Raw genomic sequence first — 18,990 nt, forward strand, 5'->3', positions numbered from 1 at the left:
CCCCCGCCCGTCCTGCGCCATCAACCGCTCTTAAAGGCCGCGGATGCCGCTATAATCGATATCGACCACCCGCCCGCGTTCGACCCGGCACTTGAATGAGCCGCTGTCATACCCGCGCAGCGAGTCATTCCAGCCACGATAGTCGCCATTCCAACCCCGACCATAGCGATTGTCGCCCTGACGCCAGTTGCGGCCTGAAGAGTTGACCGCGATGCGGCCCTTCACTTCATAACCCCAGCGCGTAGCTTTCACATCGCGTACATCGGTCACGTCGGCCCGGCCGTAGCTGTAGCGCGACGCATTGCGTTCGGCAGCGCGCACGCACTGTTCAATGGCGCTGCGCGAATTGCCGCGCCCATAGGCGTCGTTGCGATAGCGGCCACTATCGTTCCAGCCATCGCGGCCCCGCCAGTCATTGCCGTCGCCATAGCCATAGCGGTCGTTGTTGTTGGCACTGGCCGCAGCAGCGATGGCCGCAATCCCGCCAATCACCAGCGCGCCTGCGATGATATCACCACCATCGACGCCACCGCGATCGCGCGCCATTGCCGGAGTGGCCGAAGACACGGCGACCGCAGCGGCGGCAGCGGTTCCGACCAGGGCCTTGGAGAAAGTCTTCATGGGTCAGATCCTTCAATTCATCAGCGGGCATTTCCCGCCACAGATGAAGGTTTGCCTGATTCGCAGTGAGATGACGCTGAACCGGCGCGACAGCTATTGTTCATAAAAATTGGCAATTAGATGAACGAAGCTAGTTTCGCGCCTTTTCGCCTACCGCTGCCGAAGGCTGGGACAAACCGGTCCAGTAGGCCAGAAACGCCAACACATCTGCCCCGGTCCCGATGACCTTTTCCACCGGCTTTCCCCCACCGTGGCCCGCCTGCGCTTCCACCCGCAGCAGATGCGGCTTCTCGCCGATTTGAGCCGCCTGCAGTGCCGCCACATATTTGAAGCTGTGTGCGGGAACCACGCGATCATCATTATCCGCAGTGGTCACCAATATCGCTGGATAGTCCTTGCCCGCTGCGACGTTATGATAGGGGGAATAGGCGCGCAGCGTGCGCCAGTCGTCCTCGCGATCAGGGCGGCCATAATCATCCACCCAGAAACGGCCCGACGTGAACCGGTCAAACCGCAGCATGTCCATTACGCCTACATCGGGGTTGGCCGCAGCGAACAGATCGGGCCGCTGGTTGACCACTGCCCCCACCAACAAGCCTCCGTTGGACGCGCCCTGCACGGCGAGGCCACCGGGCAAGGCAATGCCTTCACGCACCAGAAATTCGCCTGCTGCGATGAAATCATCAAAGCTGTTCTGTTTGCGCGCCCGCCGTCCGGCATCGTGCCAGTCACGCCCGAATTCACCCCCGCCGCGAATGTTCGCTAACGCAAAGGCACCGCCAGCTTCCAGCCAAGCCATGCGCACTGGTGAATAACCGGGAGTAAGCGAAACGTCGAACCCGCCATAGCCGTAGAGCAATGTGGGCAGCGGCTTACCTTGTCGGGCCAGCGCGCGTTTGCGCACCACATAGACCGGAACCATGGTCCCGTCTTTTGATGCAAAGCTGCGCTGTTCCACAAGGTAGTCCGCCGGATCGAAGCCCGTTTTCGGTACGGCAAAGGGCGTGACCGCTCCGCTGCGCAGATCCATGCGATAGATCGCGGGTGGCTGGGCAAAGCCGGTGAACTGATAGAACGTCTCGGTATCGCCGGGACGCCCGCCAAAGCCGCTGGCCGTGCCGATGCCGTTGAGCGTGATCGCCTTGCCCGGCTTGCCTTTGCGATCGGCCATGACCGCAACGCTGGCACCATCTTTCAGATAGGACAGGATGAACCTGTCCCCCACCATCCGCGCGCCTTCCAGCGTGTTGCCGCGTTCGGGGACCACCACCTGCCACCCCATGCGCGGCCGGGCAAGATCGATGCTGACAAGGTGGAAATTGGGCGCGCCACGGTCTGTCAGAAACCACAGCCGGTCCCCTGCCCCGGCGACAAGCCGCCAGTGATCGGCAATTTCGGGCACCAGCGCCTGCGCTTTCCAGCCACCTTTGCCACGCCCGGCCAGCTGCAACAGATGGACCGCGTTCCGCTTGTCGGTGCCCACTTCGCTAACGATCACCGCCCAACGTCCATCGCTGGTGACCAGTGCCTTATGGCTCCATTCGGGATGATCGGGGGTGGCATGGACAAGTTCGTCATCGTCCTGCGCGCTGCCGACGCGGTGGAACCACACTGCTTTGTCAAACCGGGGCGCGCGCGGATCCGCCCCGGGCGCGGGCGCGGGGAAGCGGGAATAGAAAAAGCCTTCCTCCCCCGCCCAGGCGATTTCGGTATCGTTGGCCCATTCCAGCCGCTCATCCATCAACCGCCCGCTGACAACGTCGACCACGCGCAAGGTGCGCCAATCGCTGCCCGCAATTTGCTGAGCAAAGGCCACGAACCGGCCATTGGGCGAAGGCTCCCACTGCGCCAGCGCGACCGAACCGTCCGCACTCCAGCCGTTAGGGTCCAGCAACAGGCGCTGCTCGCCTCCCACCCCTTTACGCATCCACAGCGCGGCAAAGTTCTGCAGGCCGGTGTTGCGGGTGTAGAAGTAGCGGCTGCCAGCTCGGCGCGGCAGGCCATAGCGTTCAAAATCGAACAAGGCTCGGATGCGGGCGGCAAACCATTCGCGCTGAGGCAAGCGCGCCAGATAGCCTGCCGACAGAGCGTTTTGCCGTCCTACCCATTCAGCCACCTGACGGTCGCGGCGCGGATCAGCCTCAAGCCAGCGGAACGGATCGGCAACCCGTTCGCCAAACACGTGTTCGACCACACCATCATCGCGCGTGGCAGGATAGGCATTGCGCGGCAGCACCAGCGCGGTGAACGGGCTGCTCGTTGCTCCACTGCCGCCGCCGGAAACCGGCAGACCTGCGCTTTCGGCACGATCATTCGCCGACGCATCGCTGGGACCCGCATCATTGGCCCAAGCCGGTCCTGCCGCCAACAACGCCAGCACACAGGCCAAAGCCCGCCAGATCTTTTCCATCTCCCGCATCATTATATCGACAGCATAGCACTGCCAAAGCCGTTGCGGGAGATGGATAGAAGGTCAGTCAGCCTTTGCTTTCAGCCCCGTCCAATGTGCGATGAAGGCATAAACATCAGCCGTTTCCTCTATCTGTTTGGAAACCGGGGTGCCCGCGCCATGGCCGGCACGGGTTTCGATGCGGATCAGGTGAGGCTTTGGTCCAATGTCCGCGGCCTGCAACGCAGCCGCATATTTGAAGCTGTGCCCCGGCACCACACGGTCATCGGTGTCTGCGGTCGTCACCAGAATGGCCGGATAGGCCTTGCCCGGCGTGATATTGTGATAGGGCGAATAGGCCCGCAACCGCCGCCAATCGTCTTCCTTCTCGGGGAAGCCATAATCGAACACCCATTCGCGCCCAGCAGTGAAACGGTCAAACCGCAACATGTCCATCACGCCGACCGCAGGATGCGCCGCGGCAAACAGATCGGGCCGCTGGTTCACCACCGCCCCCACCAGCAGGCCGCCGTTCGATCCGCCTTCCACGGCCAGCCCGTCTTTCGCGGTGACGCCATTGGCTTTCAGCCATTCTCCGGCGGCGATGAAATCATCGAACACGTTCTGCTTGGTCGCGCCCTTGCCGCCCAGATGCCACGCTTCGCCATATTCGCCGCCGCCACGAATATTGGCCACTGCATAAGCGCCGCCTGCTTCAAGCCACGCCATGCGCGCTGCCGAAAAGCCGGGCAGGATCGAAATGTTGAACCCGCCATAGCCATACAGGATGGTCGGCAACGGCCCGGCAATATCCTTGCGCCGCACCACGAACATCGGGATTTTCGTCCCGTCCCTGGAAGGATAGAATACCTGGCGCGTTTCGAACCGCGCCGGATCGAAGGTCAGTTTGGGCGCGGCCCATACCTTGGCCGATGCCGTGTCCCCGGCATCAAAACCATAAACCGTCGCAGGCTGGGTAAAGCCGCTAAACGCGAAGTGCCCTTGCGCATCACCCGGTTCCCCCACCACGCCTGCAACGCTGCCAATGCCCGGCAGGGCCAGCGCGCCTGCCGGTTTTCCATCCAGCATTGCCAGCCGCAGTTCGGCTTTCACATCGCGCAGATAGTTCAGCACCAACCGGTCGCCCACGATGCTGGCGCTGTCGAGTACAGCGGCGTCTTCAGCGACAACTGTGGTGAACTGCGGACCTAAGCCCGACAAATCAACCATGACCACTTTCTTGCGGGGGGCTTCATGGCTGGTCACGAACCACAGCCGGTCACCCACGCCTTCGATCAGGCTCCATTCGTCAGCCAGAGTGGAGATCAGCGGGCGAACCACCCATTCGCCCTTGCCGATGGCCGCCACGCCCACCGCATTGCCCTTCTCGCTGCCGGTGCTGGTTGAAACCACCAGCCAGCGCTGATCATGCGTCACCCCCGCGCCATGATATAGCCGGGGATTGTTGGGCGTTGCATGAACCTGCCGGTCATCGCGCTGTGTGGTCCCCAGCTTATGCACCCAGACCGACTGGTTTGAACTGAGTGCCTGAAACGCTTCGCCCGCCTTCGGTTCGGGAAAGCGTGAATAGACCACGCTATCGTTTCCAGCCCATGCGAGGTTTGAAAACTTTACATGCTCCACCCTGTCGGCCAGCACCTTGCCGCTCGCCACTTCGATGATTTTCAGGGTGCGCCAATCAGACCCCCCATCCTGAACGAAAAAGGCGACCTTGCTACCATCTGGCGATGGCATCCACGTATCGAGCGCGGTCGCGCCGTCCTGTGCCCACAGGTTGGGATCGATCAGCGCCTGCCGCCCGCTGCCATCAAGAGCCGAAACGTAAAGCGGCGACTGGTTCTGCAAACCGGAATTGTGGCGGAAAAACAGGCGTTCTCCAGCTTTCACCGGCAGGCCGAAGCGTTCGAAATCAAACAGGGTTTTCAGGCGCGCCTCAAACGCAGGACGTTCTGGCAACTTTGCCAGATAATCTGCGGTGAAACGGCTTTGCGCATCCACCCATGCTGCCACCGACTTGTCCTGACGCACATCCGCTTCCAGCCAGCGATAGGGATCGGCGACCTTTTGTCCGAACACGTCATCCACCACGGTTCCGGGCCGGGTCGGCGGATACTTCATCACGGTGTCTCCGGCATGGGCGGAAGAAGCAACGACAAAGCACAGAGCCGCCGTTGCGGTCATAAGCGAATATATTGAAGGCATGGGAGACTTTCGCGCGTTACTTCCGGTTGCAGCGGAAACTAACCAGTGATCGCGAACTTTCAAGCAGTCAGCAGCCTCATGCACAAAAGAAAACGGACGGGGCCTTGCGGCTCCGTCCGTAAATTCTTTCGGAAAATCCGAGGCGCGTGAATTACGCGGCTTCGAATTCATCCTCATCAGCGGTCATCACCGGACCCGAATCCTGACCCTTTGCCGAGGTATCGCGGTCAACCAGTTCGATGACGGCAATCGGAGCGGCGTCCGAAGCGCGGTAACCGGCCTTGATGATGCGGGTATAGCCGCCGTTACGATCCGAGTAGCGTTCAGCCAGAACTTCGAACAGCTTCTTTTCCTGCGTCGCGTCAAGCAGACGGGCATGGGCCAGACGACGGTTCGAGAGACCGCCCTTCTTGCCCAGCGTAATCAGCTTTTCAAGATAGGGGCGCAGTTCACGCGCCTTAGGCAGCGTGGTGGTGATCTGTTCGTGCTTGATGAGCGCTGCAGCCATGTTGCGGAGCATCGCAATACGGTGAGCAGAGGTACGACCCAGCTTACGCTGACCCAGTTTATGACGCATGTTTGTATCCTTCCGTTCGTAGGGGGGCCGTGCGAGGTACCCCGATCCAGGCAGCGTTTACGGGCGGCCGCCAAATCGCCCTGTGCTTCCCAAAGGAAGCGAAACTTCTGCGCTTAATTATACTGCGCCCCCGCGCAGGCGGGGGCCACAGGTCTGTCAGCGCTTTGCCGAACGAGGCCCCCGCCTTCGCGGGGGCGCAAGTTCTTTTCGGGAAGCTTAGCCCAGCAGCTCTTGTTCGAGCTTCTTGGCCATTTCCTCGATGTTTTCCGGCGGCCAGCCAGGGATGTCCATGCCAAGGCGCAGTCCCATCGACGAAAGGACTTCCTTGATCTCGTTGAGCGACTTGCGGCCGAAGTTCGGCGTGCGCAGCATCTCCGCTTCGGTCTTCTGGACCAGATCGCCGATGTAGATGATGTTGTCGTTCTTGAGGCAGTTGGCCGAACGCACCGACAGTTCCAGCTCGTCGACCTTCTTGAGAAGGTAACGGTTGAGCTGATTGGCGTCGCTTTCTTCCGGCGCATGAGCAGCAACGCCCGCAACCGAAGGAACATGGCCAACCGGAACCTGATCGTCGAAGTGTACGAACAGCGAAAGCTGATCCTGAAGAATGCGCGCGGCATAAGCCACAGCATCTTCCGGCGTCACGGTGCCGTCGGTTTCAACCATGAGGTTAAGCTTGTCGTAGTCAAGCTCCTGGCCAATACGTGCGTTTTCGACCTTATAGGAAACCTGACGGACCGGCGAATAAAGCGAGTCAATCGGGATCAGGCCGATCGGCGCGTCAACCGGACGGTTCGACACGGCCGGGACATACCCCTTACCGGTATCGACAGTCAGCTCCATGTTGAAGGTGGCGCCTTCATCAAGGTTGCAGATGACAAGATCCTTGTTCATCACCTCGATATCGCCGGTTACAGCGATGTCGCCTGCCTTCACTTCGCCCGGACCAGTGGCCGAGAGTTGAAGACGCTTCGGGCCTTCACCCTGCATCTTGAGCGCGATCTGCTTCACGTTCAGAACGATGTCGGTCACGTCTTCACGAACACCGGCCAGCGACGAGAATTCGTGCAGGACGTTTTCGATCTTGATCGAGGTGACAGCCGCGCCCTGCAGCGACGAAAGCAGCACGCGACGCAGCGCGTTGCCGAGAGTGAGACCAAAACCACGTTCCAGCGGTTCCGCGACGAAAGTCGCGCGGCGCTTCGGATCGTTGCCCGGCTTGATCTCGAGATTGTTGGGCTTCTTCAGTTCCTGCCAGTTCTTGATGTTGACAGTCATGGAATTCCCCTGGGGTTTGTGCGGGCTTTGCCGGCTGTCGGACAGAAGTGTCCGCACCCGGTCGAAGTATTGGGCAGATGGGGCGCCGGTACCTGCGCCCCAACCACCGTATGCAGGATCAGACGCGACGACGCTTCGACGGACGAACGCCGTTGTGCGGGATCGGGGTCACGTCACGGATTGCCGTGATCGTGAAGCCAACCGCCTGAAGCGCGCGCAGTGCGCTTTCACGGCCCGAACCCGGGCCCTTGACTTCAACTTCAAGCGTACGAACGCCGTGTTCAGCAGCCTTCTTACCGGCGTCGTCAGCAGCAACCTGCGCTGCGTACGGCGTCGACTTGCGGCTGCCCTTGAAACCCATCATGCCAGCCGACGACCACGAAATGGCGTTACCTTGTGCGTCGGTGATGGTCACCATGGTGTTGTTGAAGCTGGCGTTGACGTGCGCAACGCCGCTGGTGATGTTCTTGCGCTCGCGGCGCTTGATGCGCTGAGGTTCGCGTGCCATTTTTTCTATCCTCGAGAAACGTGGGACGGAAGAAAGCCCTTGCGGGTCTTACTTCTTCTTGCCGGCGATCGGCTTGGCCTTGCCCTTGCGGGTGCGGGCATTGGTATGGGTGCGCTGGCCGCGGACCGGCAGGCCCTTGCGGTGACGCAGACCACGATAGCACGCAAGGTCCATAAGACGCTTGATGTTCATCGCCACTTCGCGGCGAAGATCGCCTTCCACGGTGTGATCGGCGTCAATCGCTTCACGGATCTGGAGGACTTCAGCGTCCGAGAGATCCTGTACGCGGCGGGTATGATCGATACCCAGCTTATCTGCGATCTGCTTGGCCTTGAACGAGCCGATACCGTGAATGTAGGTCAGCGCGATGATAACGCGCTTGTTGGTGGGGATATTGACCCCGGCAATACGAGCCACTTGCTTCTCCGTTTGCTCCACAGGACAGGCGAATCGCTCCGCCGCCCTATCTCATCGCGAAAAACACCCTCGGAAAGGGTGGAAAAAATTCAGCAAAACAAAGCATTAAGCCGTTTGCCAAAAGTCTTTCCGACCGAGAGTGAAAGGGGCGCTTAGGCGGTTTCGCCTGCAACGTCAACCGTGCGCTAAGCACAAAGCAGAGCCGTAAACACCCTGTGCAGGTGCGGCCTTGGTTCAATTGCTGCGTGTCGCGACTACAGCTCCGTTGTGGTGGCATATATCGCAAAACACATCGTTCGTCAAAACCGCATGCTCAACCGGCGCACACGCCATTGCTCCCGAACCGAGCATAAATTAGATTTATTATTTCAAAAATAGATCGGGAGAGATCATTATGCCCCAAAACCGCCTTGCAACCGCCGCGCAGATTGTCCTTCTCGCGCCGCTGTCACTAATACTTGCCGCATTTCACGGCTTTGTCGGATGGCACAAGGCCTTTGCACCGCTTAACGAACTGGCCCGGCATACCGCGTGGACGGTCCATTTGCCCGAAGCGCTGGGGCGCACAATCGGGTGGATGGAAATCGGCCTTGCCCTTGTTCTGATCGCAGCCCTGATCGGCCATTTCAAACGCCCGGCCCTTGCCCGCGCCGGAATGTGGGCGGCAGTCGTGTTTGTCGTTCTGGAAGTGATCTCGTCGTGGGTCCACTACCGTCACGGAGAAGTCTTCATGTTGAAGCAAAACGCAGTATCGGTGGGGATGACTGCGCTCGTGGCATGGCTTTATCGTTCCAGATCAGCGAAAAGCCGGGTCAGCAAAAAGTTAGCCCACACGCTTACCGCAACTGGCCGGAGCCGGAACGGCGGTCGTGCATTGTGCAAGGATGAATGATTTGACCGCCCGCATCGCTGTTTCCATCGATCTTGCCTATAAACTGTCGGAACCGGTACCGGTGCTGATGCAGATCGAAGCTGCGTCCCTGCGCGATCAAACCATCGTGCGCAGCGCCCTAATCGTTGACCCGATCCCCGGTTTCCGGCGCATTGCGGCCCATGGCGGGGTGGGCGAACGCATCTGGCTGTTGCCGCAATCCCACCTTGAAGCGCGCTACACCGCAGAAGTCGCGATTTCGCGCACAGCGTCCGACCTGGAAAACCTGCCTGCCGATGATCTGCAATGGCTGCCCTCAGAAGCGGTCGAATATATCTTTCCGTCGCGCTATTGCCCGGTCGATACCCTGCACGCTGCAGCCATCGACATGTTTGGCCATCTTTCCGGCGGTGCGGCCGTGGCCGCCGTGCGTGACTGGATTGGCGGTCATCTCAGCTATGTTCCGGGATCGAGCCACGGCGGCACCACCGCGCTTGACACGTTTCATGCCCGTGAAGGCGTCTGCCGGGACTATGCCCACCTGCTGATCGCCTTGTCGCGTGTTCTGGGCATCCCTGCCCGCATGGTCAGCGCGTTGGCCCCCGGCGTCAATCCGCCCGATTTTCATGCCATGGCGCAAGTGTGGCTGAAAGGGGCATGGCATCTGGTTGACGCAACGGGCATGGCCGATCCATCGCAGACCGCGATCATCGGCGTTGGGCGCGATGCATCAGACGTTGCCTTCCTGACCATCTTTGGCAGCGCCACACTGGAACGGCAGTCGGTCGAGGTAACGCTTCTCTAAATCCGTTCCGCCTGCGCCACGGCGTCACTGGCGCGCAGCGCGCTGATGATCCGCGTCAGATGCGCCAGATCGCGCACTTCAAGGTCGACTTCATAAGTGTGGAACGGATTTTCGCGCAGCGTCATTTCCAGATTGACGACGTTGGCATGGTTCTTGGCAAAAATGCCTGCCATTTCGGCCAGTGTGCCGGGACGGTTGTAAAGTTCGGCACGCAGGCGGCCAATCGCGCCGTCGGTGCGCGCGTCCCATGACAGGTCGATCCAGTCGGCATCCACCCCGTCAGCCAGCTTCATGCAGTCGATGGCGTGGACTTCCACACCCTTGGCCGGACGGCGCAGGCCGACGATGCGATCCCCCGGCACCGGATGACAGCAATCGGCAAGCTGAAAGGCCACGCCCGGCGTCAGGCCGCGCACCGCAATCGCGCGCCTTTGGCTGGGCCAGGCGTCCTGCGGCAGGTTAGCAGCGCTTCCGGGAACAAGTGCTTCCATCACCTGCCGGTCGTCCAGCTTGGCCGATCCGATAGCGAACATGAAGTCTTCCTCGCCGGTCAGCTTTAGTCGCTTCAGTGCATCGCTCAACGCCTTCCTGCCGATTTTCGTTGGCAGCCGCTCGACGATTTCCTCGTAAAGCTTGCGGCCAATTTCGGCCACTTCGGCGCGTTCCTTCTGGCGCACGAAGCGGCGGATTGCCGCCCGCGCCTTTCCTGTCACCACAAAGCCCAGCCATGAAAGCTGCGGCTCAGAGGTGCGGCTTTTGATGATTTCCACCACGTCGCCATTGCCCAGCGGGGTGCGCAGCGGCACATGGCGACCGTTGATCTTGGCCCCCACCGCCTGCGCGCCCAGTTTAGTGTGAACGGCAAAGGCAAAGTCAATCGGCGTCGCCCCCTTGGGCAACTGGAACAGCGCGCCTTTGGGGGTGAAGGCAAAGATACGATCCTGATAGATCGCCATCTTGGTGTTTTCGAGCAATTCCTCGGCATCGTGGCTGGATTCAAGGATTTCCACCAGATCGCGCAACCAGCCCACTTCGGCATCGGGCGTGCCGCCCTGCTTGTATGCCCAGTGCGCGGCAAGGCCGTATTCGTTGCGTTCGTGCATGTCGCAGGTCTTGATCTGCACTTCCACGCGCATGGCGTTGGAATAGATCAGCGAAGTATGTAGCGACCGATAGCCGTTCATCTTCGGCGTAGAGATGTAGTCCTTGAACCGCCCCGGAATCATTTGCCATGCCCGGTGCAGGATACCCAACGCCTTGTAGCAATCATCCTCGCCATCTGTGACCACTCGGAAGGCCATGATGTCGGTGATCTGTTCGAACGAGACGTGGCGTTCTGCCATCTTGCGCCAGATCGAATAGGGATGCTTTTCGCGGCCCGAAACTTCGACCCGCAGCCCCGCTTCGGCCAGCACTTTCTTGATCTCAAGCGCGATGGCATCGACTTGCGCGCCTTCTTCACTACGGATCGCCGCCAGCCGCCCGGTGATGGTGGCATAGGCTTCGGGTTCCAACTGCTCGAACGCCAGCAACTGCATTTCGCGCATGTATTCGTACATGCCCACGCGCTCGGCCAGCGGGGCATAGATATCCATCGTTTCGCGCGCGATGCGGCGGCGCTTGTCCTCGCTCTTGATATAATGAAGCGTGCGCATGTTGTGCATGCGGTCAGCCAGCTTGACCAGCAGGACGCGCAAGTCCTCGCTCATCGCCAGCAGGAACTTGCGCAGGTTTTCGGCCGCTCGCTCGCTCTCGCTCATCGTTTCGATTTTGGACAGCTTGGTCACGCCATCGACCAGCCGGGCGACATCTGGGCCGAACAGCCGCTCGATCTCTTCGACGGTCGCCAGCGTGTCTTCGACGGTATCGTGCAACAGCGCGGTGATGATCGTGTCCTGATCGAGCTTCAGCTCGGTCATCAGGCCCGCAACTTCTACCGGGTGGGAAAAATAGGGGTCACCGCTCGCCCGTTTCTGCGTACCGTGCTTCTGCACGGTATAGACATAGGCACGATTGAGCATCGCCTCATCCGCTTGCGGATCATAGGCAAGAACACGTTCGACAAGTTCGTATTGGCGCAGCATCTCGGCCCTTGATGGAGGCAAGCAGGGTTGCAGGGCAAGGGGGAAAGCCGCGTAAAGGCAATCGATTTTCCCAATAACGCCGCAATTCAACGCAGGACAGGAGCCGTCCCTGTCGTTTCAGGCAGCAATCCCGTCAGGCGCGGATCGGGGAAAACTTCCACATATCGCGCATAGGGCACGAACCCTTGCGCGGCATAAAATCCAACCGCACGTGGATCATCCAGCGTGCAGGTGTGAACCCATACGCGCCTTGTCTCCGGTGCCCATGCCATCTGCAGAGCCTTGCGCATCAGCCATTTGCCCAGCCCTTTGCCGGTGGCGCCGGGAATCAGGCCGAAGAAGGCAATCTCGCACTCGCCCGCCACCCGGAAATCCAGTTCCAGCATGCCCACTTCAACCCGCGCCCGGTCAACCACGGCATAAAGCTGCACCTGCGGATCGTGGATGATCGCGCAAAGTTCGGCGTCACTTCGGGCCAGTCGCGACCACCACAGCCATGGCGCACCGACACGCTGGTAAAGCAGGCGATACTTTTCAGGGGCGCAATCTTTCCACCGCACCAGTTGCACCGGAACATCGCTTTCAGGCACCAGTCGGCGCAGGCTAGGCGGCACTTCATGCATTTCCAGCGCCGTCACCACACAGGCCAGATCACCCGCGTTGACGTTGTGGAAGCCTGCGCCCAACGGCGCGCCCGCAACCTCCATCTGATTCAGCTCCAGACGGCTTCAGGCGGCAGACTCATCAAGATGGCATCAATATTGCCGCCGGTTTTCAGGCCAAACAGCGTCCCCCGGTCCCACACCAGATTGAATTCGGCATATCGCCCCCGCCACTGCAACTGCTGCAGCTTTTCGGCATCGTTGAACGCCATACCCATCCGCCGCCGGACAAGGCGCGGGAACACGTCGAGAAAGGCCTCGCCCACATCGCGAGTGAAGGCAAAATTGGCATCGAATGCGGCATCATCGGCGCATTCCAGATGATCGTAGAAAATCCCGCCGACCCCACGATGCACCTTGCGGTGGGGAATATAGAAATAGTCGTCCGCCCACTTCTTGAAGCGTGGGTAATAGTCAGCGTCATGGCCATCACAGGCGGCCTTGAACGTGGCGTGAAATTCAGCCGTATCTTCGTCATAGGGCAGCGGCGGATTAAGATCCCCACCACCGCCGAACCATGCCTTCTGCGTGGTCAGGAAACGGGTGTTCATATGCACTGCAGGCACATGCGGATTGGCCATGTGTGCAACAAGGCTGATTCCGGTGGCCGTAAAACCCGGCGTTTCTGCGCTCGCACCGTTGATCGTGCTCGCAAATTCCTTGGAAAATTCACCCTGCACGGTCGATACGTTGACGCCGACTTTCTCGAACACCTTGCCCTTCATCAGGCCCTGCACGCCACCACCGCCATTTTCCACGGCCTCACCGCCATGTTCACGGTTCCACGGCGTGTACGTAAAGCTGGCAGCCGACCCTGCCTCACGCTCGATCGCTTCGAATTCTGCGCAAATGCGATTGCGCAGTGTTTCAAACCATGCACGGGCGCGGGCGGTGTGGGCGGACCAGTCGGTCAGGGATTGCTCAGACGTTTGCTTGGACATGGGGGCAGCACTTGCCAACCAAATCGCCTTCCGGCAAGGACAAGTCATGGTTCCCCTTTCGTTCGCTCCATTTGATTTCCACGATCAGGAATTTCGCTTAGGCACGTCGCAGGCGGTGTTCTGGGCCGAAGAAAATGCACTACTGGTGGCCGACCTGCACTTCGAAAAGGCCAGCTTCTTTGCCCGCCATGGCCAGATGCTGCCTCCGTATGACAGCCGCGCCACGCTGGAACGACTGGCCGAAGCGATCAGGCATACCGGCGCGCGGCGCGTGTTGTGTCTGGGTGATTCGTTTCACGATGCCAGCGGAGTCGATCGGATGGAACCGCACGCATCAGGAATGCTCGACGCGCTTACACGCGCCACAGACTGGGTGTGGATTACCGGAAATCACGATGAAGATGCCCGCGCGCCGGGTGGAACGGTGGTCGACGAACTTGTTCTGTCAGGCATAGCCTTGCGCCACATCGCCCGCGCTGGGCGGGCCGGAGCGGAAGTTTCTGGCCACTTCCATCCCAAGATGCGTGTGTCTGTAAAAGGTCGGCAGATCGCCCGCCCCTGCGCCGTTTCTAGCGACAACAGATTGATATTACCTGCTTTTGGTGCCTTTACAGGCGGCATGAATGCGAGCGATCCGGCCATCCTCGCCGCCTTGCAACCCGCCCGCGCAATCGATGCGCTGGTTCCGGCCGGAGAGCGCCTGGCCCGCTTTGCACTGTGGCGTGAAACCAGGCGCGGGGCGGACTCGTAATTTCCATCCGAAAACCCCACTTTATCTATGCGCGCATTGTGATATGGAGCGCGCCAATCGCATATCCGGATTAACTGCAGGAGAAAGCACTATAGCTCCCCCACCCCGGCGCAGTATGGCGCCCCCCGTCAAGAGCGGACCTCGCTATAACCAGATGATTAACGTGCCCAAGGTGCGCGTGATCGATGATGCTGGCGAGAACCTGGGTGTGATGTACACCCGCGAAGCGATTGAGCAGGCTGCCGAAATCGGCCTCGATCTCGTTGAAGTTTCCCCGAACGCAGACCCGCCGGTTTGCAAGTTCCTCGATGTGGGCAAGTTCCGCTACGAGGCGCAGAAGAAGGCTAACCTCGCCCGCAAGAGCCAGAAGACGCAGGAGATCAAGGAGATCAAGATGCGTCCGAACATTGATGATCACGATTACGATACCAAGATGCGTAACGTCATCAAGTTCATCGGTGAAGGCGACAAGGTGAAGATCACGTTGCGCTTCCGCGGTCGCGAACTTTCGCACCAGCAGCTCGGCATGAACCTTCTCCGCAAGGTGCAGGACGACGTGGCCGAAATTGCCAAAGTCGAAGCGTTCCCCCGCATGGAAGGCCGTCAGATGCTTATGGTGCTAGCACCCAAATAAGCGCTGCCGTATTGGACCGGCCAGAACTGGCCGATCAGGAAAAGGGCGTGCCGCAAGGCGCGCCCTTTCTGTTTGCAAGCCACTTTCCGTTCATCGCGCACTCGCAACTCTTTGTCCGCACGCAGATGCACGGCCTTTCCGTTCAGCCGCAGCCATGCACGATCCGCCGAAAGGGCCATGCCCGATTTGCGTTCCCGCGCGTTCGCCGCCCGGTTCGCCAAAAAACCAAACCAAGGAGTAATGCATGACGCCGTCCCTCAAGATCATCCCCGCCGTCGCCATCATGGCCGGTTCGCTCGGCCTCGGCGGTTGCGCCACCAAGGGCTATGTCAACGAACAGATCGCCACGGTTAACCAGCGCATTGATGGCGTCGAAGGCCGCCTGCAGACTACCGACGGCGTTGCTCAGGCCGCTCGCGGCGAAGCGCAGGCCGCCAATGCGCAGGCCCAGACCAACACCCAGCGCATCGATCAGCTTGGCGCGCGCATCGATGGCGTCGAACAGCGCATGGTCGAAGCCCAGCGCAAGCGTCCGCGCAACTAAGTGTTTCCCCTCCGGACGGGTGGCCATGGCAATTTCCGCAGCCATCGGTTTCCCGTCCGGTCCCCAACGGCCATCCAAACCGAGTGATACCACAGATGATGAAGGCCATGATGGCGCTGGCAGGACTAGCGCTGGTTGCACCCCAACCAGCATTCGCCGCCGCCAAAAAAGTGAAGCCTGCCGCCAAAGTCGAAGCGCCGCAAAACCCGTTGACGGCTTCTGCCCAACGCATTGCCGACTGGGTAGCCGATAGCGCGGACAACCGCGCCCTGCCCTATATCATCATCGACAAACCGGCAGCCACGCTGTTCTTGTTCGACGCCAAGGGTGAACAGCTTGCAACCGCCCCGGTGCTCATCGGCATTGCCAGTGGCGATGACGCAACTCCCGGTATCGGGTCGAAGAACCTTGCCGAAATTGGCCCCGCTGAAAAAACCACGCCTGCCGGGCGTTTCCTTGCCAAATTTGGCCGGGCCGCAGGGAACGCGAGAGTTCTATGGGTAGATTACGCCACCTCGGTGGCGCTCCACACCATTCCGCCGGGCAATCCGAAAGATAAACGCCGCGAGCGCATGTTGTCACCCGGCATAGATGACAACCGCATCACCTTTGGCTGCATCAACGTGCCCAAGGCCATCTATGGCAGCAAGATCGCGCCCATGTTCGGCAAAAAGGGCGGCTACGTCTATATCCTGCCCGATACCAAACCTATCGAAGCTGCCTTTCCCGCGCTGCACGCACGGCCCATCGCCTCATCGGTCAACGCGCCTGCGACAAAGTGAAAGGGGGCCTTTCAGCCCCCTCTCCCTAATCAGAACCTGTAACGTGCCGTCACCCCGTAAGTGCGCGGCTGGCTGGTATAGCCTGATACCGACCCTGGCTGTGCAGGCGTATCAAAGACCGAAAGCAGATAGCGTGCGTCGGTCAGATTGCGCCCCCACGCTGTCAGTTCCAGCCCCATCGCCATCGCCCATGTGATTGATGCGTTCAACTCGTTCACTTCGCGGCGATAGGGGCGTGCCGCAGCCACAGCTACCGCAGTTCCTGAATCGAGGAAACCCGGCAGGCCCTCCACGATCTGTACCGGAGATTCATAGTGGAAATCGCCGCGCAGGATCAGGTGATCGCCGCTGCTGAATTCATGGTCATAACTTGCCCCGAACGTCGATGAAATTGCCGGAATGCCCGCCGGACGTGTGCCCGAAAGATCGCCCACCGCCGACAGTATGAACTGATCATATTTGGGGTCGAGGTAGGTCATCCCGACATTCAGCATCCAGCCCTTCGCAGGCTTCACCGTACCTTCGAATTCAAGGCCGCGTACCGACTGCTTGCCTGCATTGGCCAGCACAAAGCCCGATCCGGTGAAGGTGTTCGACTGGAACCCATTGATGCGCTGATCGAATGCGGCAATGTTCGCCGTCACCAGCCCCCAGTCAGCTTTCAGCCCGATTTCATAAACCGTTGAGCTTTCCGGCCCGGCAAAGCGGCTGCCATAAGTCTGGTTCACAACCGTCAACCCACCTGCCTGCAACGCAGCCTGATCGGAAAGCGCAGGACGACTGTCGCGCGACAGGTTGATCGAGCTGGCCTTGAAGCCGGTAGCATAGCTTGCGTAGACATTGATCGCGTCAGTCAGGTCAAAGGCAACGCGCACCATATAGGTGAACTTGTCGTCATCGGTCCGGCCCGGCTCCACCGCGTTCGGCACTGCTAGGAACGGCGGCAGGTACTGCAACTGACGCAGCGCCAGCAGCGGGTTACCCACGGTCAACGGATTGGTATCGGCTGCCGCCGCCGCTGTCGTAAGGTTCGCATTCAGTGCGGCAAAGCCGGCGGCCTGTGCCTGAATGGCCGCAAATGTGCCAGGATTGGCCTGTGCAAAGGCAGCAATCGTGGCCGGGTTGGTGGTGCCCAAAGCCTGCGAGACAAAACCCTGACGCAGCGCCGTGTTGCCAATCGCCGCCAGGTCCAGCCCTGCGAACACGTCGCTGGAATCAATCTGCGCAGAATAGCGCTTCTTATCCTTGGTGTAGTTGACGCCACCGGTCACGGTCATGCGATCACCGATCTTGAAATCGGCCTGCCCGAACACCGACAGCGCCTCGTTCTTCAGGCGGTAGCGTTCATCCAGCCCCTGCCCTTCGACAAAGAACTGGCCAATATAATTCGTGCCGGTCAGCCCGCTGATCGTCGCTTCTAGGCTGGGCAGCGATTGCGTGTTGCTGGTCAGCCCACGGATCAGAAAGTCGGCATAGCCACGCGCCTGCGACCCCCAGTTAATCTGGTTTGTCTGGCGAATGCTTTCATTGAAGTAATAGCCGCCCAACAGGAAGTTCAGCGGGCCATCCATGTTGGTGGCCACGCGCAGCTCCTGCGTGAACGTCTTTATCGATTGCTGGGTGGCGTTGTGGCCGATCAGATCGGCGCTGGTGAAATCGGAATCCTGATCGGTCAGCGCGTCCGTCTTGCGATAGGCGGTGATCGATGTGAACGTCAGCGGCCCCAGATCATAGTCGACCTGCCCCGAAACGCCCCAGTTCTCGATATCGTTGGTTGAATCGATGTTGGAATAGACGCGGTTGGCATAAATTTCGTCAGGAGTGTTCACCTGCCCGCCCAACGCGCGCACAACCGTCGTCGACAGCGACGGGCGCAGGTTGACCACCGCGCAGCAGATTTCATCGATCTTCGAATAATCGCCGATCAGCCGCACCCGCATTTGTGCGTTGGGTTCCCACAGCGCCTGCCCGCGCACAAACCAGCGGTCACGTTCGTTGGTCTCGCTGCCGGTGCCCAGATCCTGATTGTATCCGTCACGCTTGTTAAGGCCGCCCGCGACGCTGACGGCCAGCGTATCGCTGACCGGGCCGGTGACCACGCCTTTCAGCACGACGGCATCAAAATTGCCGTAGCTCGCCTCGACATTGCCGCCGAATTCGAACTTCGGAGCCTGCGTCACAATGGAGATGACGCCGACCGAGGCGTTCTTGCCAAACAGCGTTGATTGCGGCCCACGTAGCACTTCAATGCGCTGCACATCGGGAAAATCGCCGATCTGCGCGGCAGAGCGCGAACGATATACGCCATCGATAAAAACACCCACCGAAGGCTCAATCCCGGCGTTGTTCGCGCCGTTGCCAAAGCCGCGGATGATAAAGTTTGTATTCGCGCTCGACTGCAATTGCGTCACGCGCAGAGACGGCACCACGCTGGTCAGGTCCTTCAAATCGCGGATCTGCGCCTGTTCCAGCGTTTTGGCGCTGGTCACCGAAACCGCGATAGGGACGTCCTGAAGCGTCTGTTCACGTTTGCTGGCGGTAACGATGATCTCGTTACCTTCTGCCACACGTTCAGGTGCATCGGTTGCTGGCTGCGCCTCTTCGCCTGCAGGTGCAGCTTCCTGGGCCACGGCGGCGACCGAAAAGACGGCGGAAAAAGCAAAAGCAAGGCTGCAAGCGCCCGAACGGAGCGCGGCCTGACCGCTACGGCCAGTAAAGTTCGGCATCATCTGTCTGCTATTCCTTTTGCAATCCCGACTGAACCCCAGCGTCCTTTTACAGGTCCGCATCGTCTGGGTCGGAAGGACATCCTTTTTCCCTGCCGCCACATTAAGTATCGGAACGGACAGGAACAATCCGAAGGTCCACCAAAATGCACCGTTTTCCATGCATTTTCATGCCCT

17 protein-coding genes are annotated in these 18,990 nt (G+C 60.0%); 6 read left to right on the forward strand and 11 right to left on the reverse strand.

Going from position 1 to position 18,990, the window contains the following annotated elements; genetic code table 11:
• Positions 1–30: 30 nt before the first annotated feature.
• The 7 genes from OVA07_RS14405 to rpsM form a co-directional block, all read right to left on the reverse strand.
• Positions 31–621, reverse strand: a complete 591-nt coding sequence (locus OVA07_RS14405) for a hypothetical protein (protein WP_268172169.1) — start codon at positions 619–621, stop codon at positions 31–33.
• Positions 622–751: 130 nt separating this feature from the next.
• Positions 752–3,040 (reverse strand): prolyl oligopeptidase family serine peptidase, encoded by a 2,289-nt coding sequence (locus OVA07_RS14410; RefSeq protein WP_442789672.1) that lies wholly within the window; start codon positions 3,038–3,040, stop codon positions 752–754.
• Positions 3,041–3,094: 54 nt separating this feature from the next.
• A complete protein-coding gene (locus OVA07_RS14415; RefSeq protein WP_442789654.1) occupies positions 3,095–5,233 on the reverse strand; it encodes a prolyl oligopeptidase family serine peptidase in 2,139 nt (712 codons plus the stop codon).
• Between the two features lie 151 nt (positions 5,234–5,384).
• Positions 5,385–5,810, reverse strand: coding sequence for a 50S ribosomal protein L17 (rplQ, locus tag OVA07_RS14420; RefSeq protein WP_268172172.1), 426 nt, complete (start codon positions 5,808–5,810; stop codon positions 5,385–5,387).
• Between the two features lie 216 nt (positions 5,811–6,026).
• A complete protein-coding gene (locus OVA07_RS14425) occupies positions 6,027–7,088 on the reverse strand; it encodes a DNA-directed RNA polymerase subunit alpha (protein WP_268172173.1) in 1,062 nt (353 codons plus the stop codon).
• Positions 7,089–7,206: 118 nt separating this feature from the next.
• Entirely contained in the window at positions 7,207–7,596 is a 390-nt protein-coding gene (gene rpsK, locus OVA07_RS14430) for a 30S ribosomal protein S11 (RefSeq protein ID WP_183613016.1), read from the reverse strand.
• A 48-nt stretch (positions 7,597–7,644) separates the two neighbouring features.
• Positions 7,645–8,013 (reverse strand): 30S ribosomal protein S13, encoded by a 369-nt coding sequence (rpsM, locus tag OVA07_RS14435; protein WP_168853898.1) that lies wholly within the window; start codon positions 8,011–8,013, stop codon positions 7,645–7,647.
• A gap of 394 nt (positions 8,014–8,407) precedes the next feature.
• Here rpsM and OVA07_RS14440 point away from each other — a divergent pair, with 394 nt between their 5' ends.
• Positions 8,408–8,905: a DoxX family protein gene (locus OVA07_RS14440; protein ID WP_268172174.1), complete on the forward strand. Its 498-nt coding sequence runs from the start codon at positions 8,408–8,410 to the stop codon at positions 8,903–8,905.
• Between the two features lies 1 nt (position 8,906).
• Positions 8,907–9,689: a transglutaminase-like domain-containing protein gene (locus OVA07_RS14445; protein WP_268172175.1), complete on the forward strand. Its 783-nt coding sequence runs from the start codon at positions 8,907–8,909 to the stop codon at positions 9,687–9,689.
• On the opposite strand, the gene OVA07_RS14450 is transcribed toward OVA07_RS14445, so the two are convergent.
• The 3 genes from OVA07_RS14450 to hemF form a co-directional block, all read right to left on the reverse strand.
• On the reverse strand, positions 9,686–11,773 hold the full coding sequence (locus OVA07_RS14450) for a RelA/SpoT family protein (RefSeq protein ID WP_268172176.1): 2,088 nt from the start codon (positions 11,771–11,773) through the stop codon (positions 9,686–9,688). The genes OVA07_RS14445 and OVA07_RS14450 overlap by 4 nt on opposite strands.
• Before the next feature lie 86 nt (positions 11,774–11,859).
• On the reverse strand, positions 11,860–12,480 hold the full coding sequence (locus OVA07_RS14455; RefSeq protein ID WP_268172177.1) for a GNAT family N-acetyltransferase: 621 nt from the start codon (positions 12,478–12,480) through the stop codon (positions 11,860–11,862).
• A 5-nt stretch (positions 12,481–12,485) separates the two neighbouring features.
• Positions 12,486–13,349, reverse strand: a complete 864-nt coding sequence (gene hemF / locus OVA07_RS14460; protein WP_268172723.1) for an oxygen-dependent coproporphyrinogen oxidase — start codon at positions 13,347–13,349, stop codon at positions 12,486–12,488.
• A gap of 73 nt (positions 13,350–13,422) precedes the next feature.
• Here hemF and pdeM point away from each other — a divergent pair, with 73 nt between their 5' ends.
• From pdeM to OVA07_RS14480, 4 genes are all read left to right on the forward strand, one after another.
• Positions 13,423–14,127, forward strand: coding sequence for a ligase-associated DNA damage response endonuclease PdeM (gene pdeM / locus OVA07_RS14465; protein ID WP_268172178.1), 705 nt, complete (start codon positions 13,423–13,425; stop codon positions 14,125–14,127).
• Between the two features lie 115 nt (positions 14,128–14,242).
• Positions 14,243–14,761: a translation initiation factor IF-3 gene (infC, locus tag OVA07_RS14470; protein WP_268172179.1), complete on the forward strand. Its 519-nt coding sequence runs from the start codon at positions 14,243–14,245 to the stop codon at positions 14,759–14,761.
• 244 nt (positions 14,762–15,005) lie between these two features.
• Entirely contained in the window at positions 15,006–15,305 is a 300-nt protein-coding gene (locus OVA07_RS14475) for a hypothetical protein (RefSeq protein WP_268172181.1), read from the forward strand.
• A gap of 95 nt (positions 15,306–15,400) precedes the next feature.
• Complete coding sequence (locus OVA07_RS14480; RefSeq protein WP_268172183.1) at positions 15,401–16,087, forward strand: hypothetical protein; 687 nt, start codon at positions 15,401–15,403, stop codon at positions 16,085–16,087.
• A 29-nt stretch (positions 16,088–16,116) separates the two neighbouring features.
• Here OVA07_RS14480 and OVA07_RS14485 read toward each other — a convergent pair whose 3' ends face one another.
• On the reverse strand, positions 16,117–18,816 hold the full coding sequence (locus tag OVA07_RS14485; protein ID WP_268172184.1) for a TonB-dependent receptor: 2,700 nt from the start codon (positions 18,814–18,816) through the stop codon (positions 16,117–16,119).
• Positions 18,817–18,990 lie beyond the last annotated feature (174 nt).

It is taken from the genome of Novosphingobium sp. SL115 (assembly GCF_026672515.1).
GTDB lineage: Bacteria > Pseudomonadota > Alphaproteobacteria > Sphingomonadales > Sphingomonadaceae > Novosphingobium.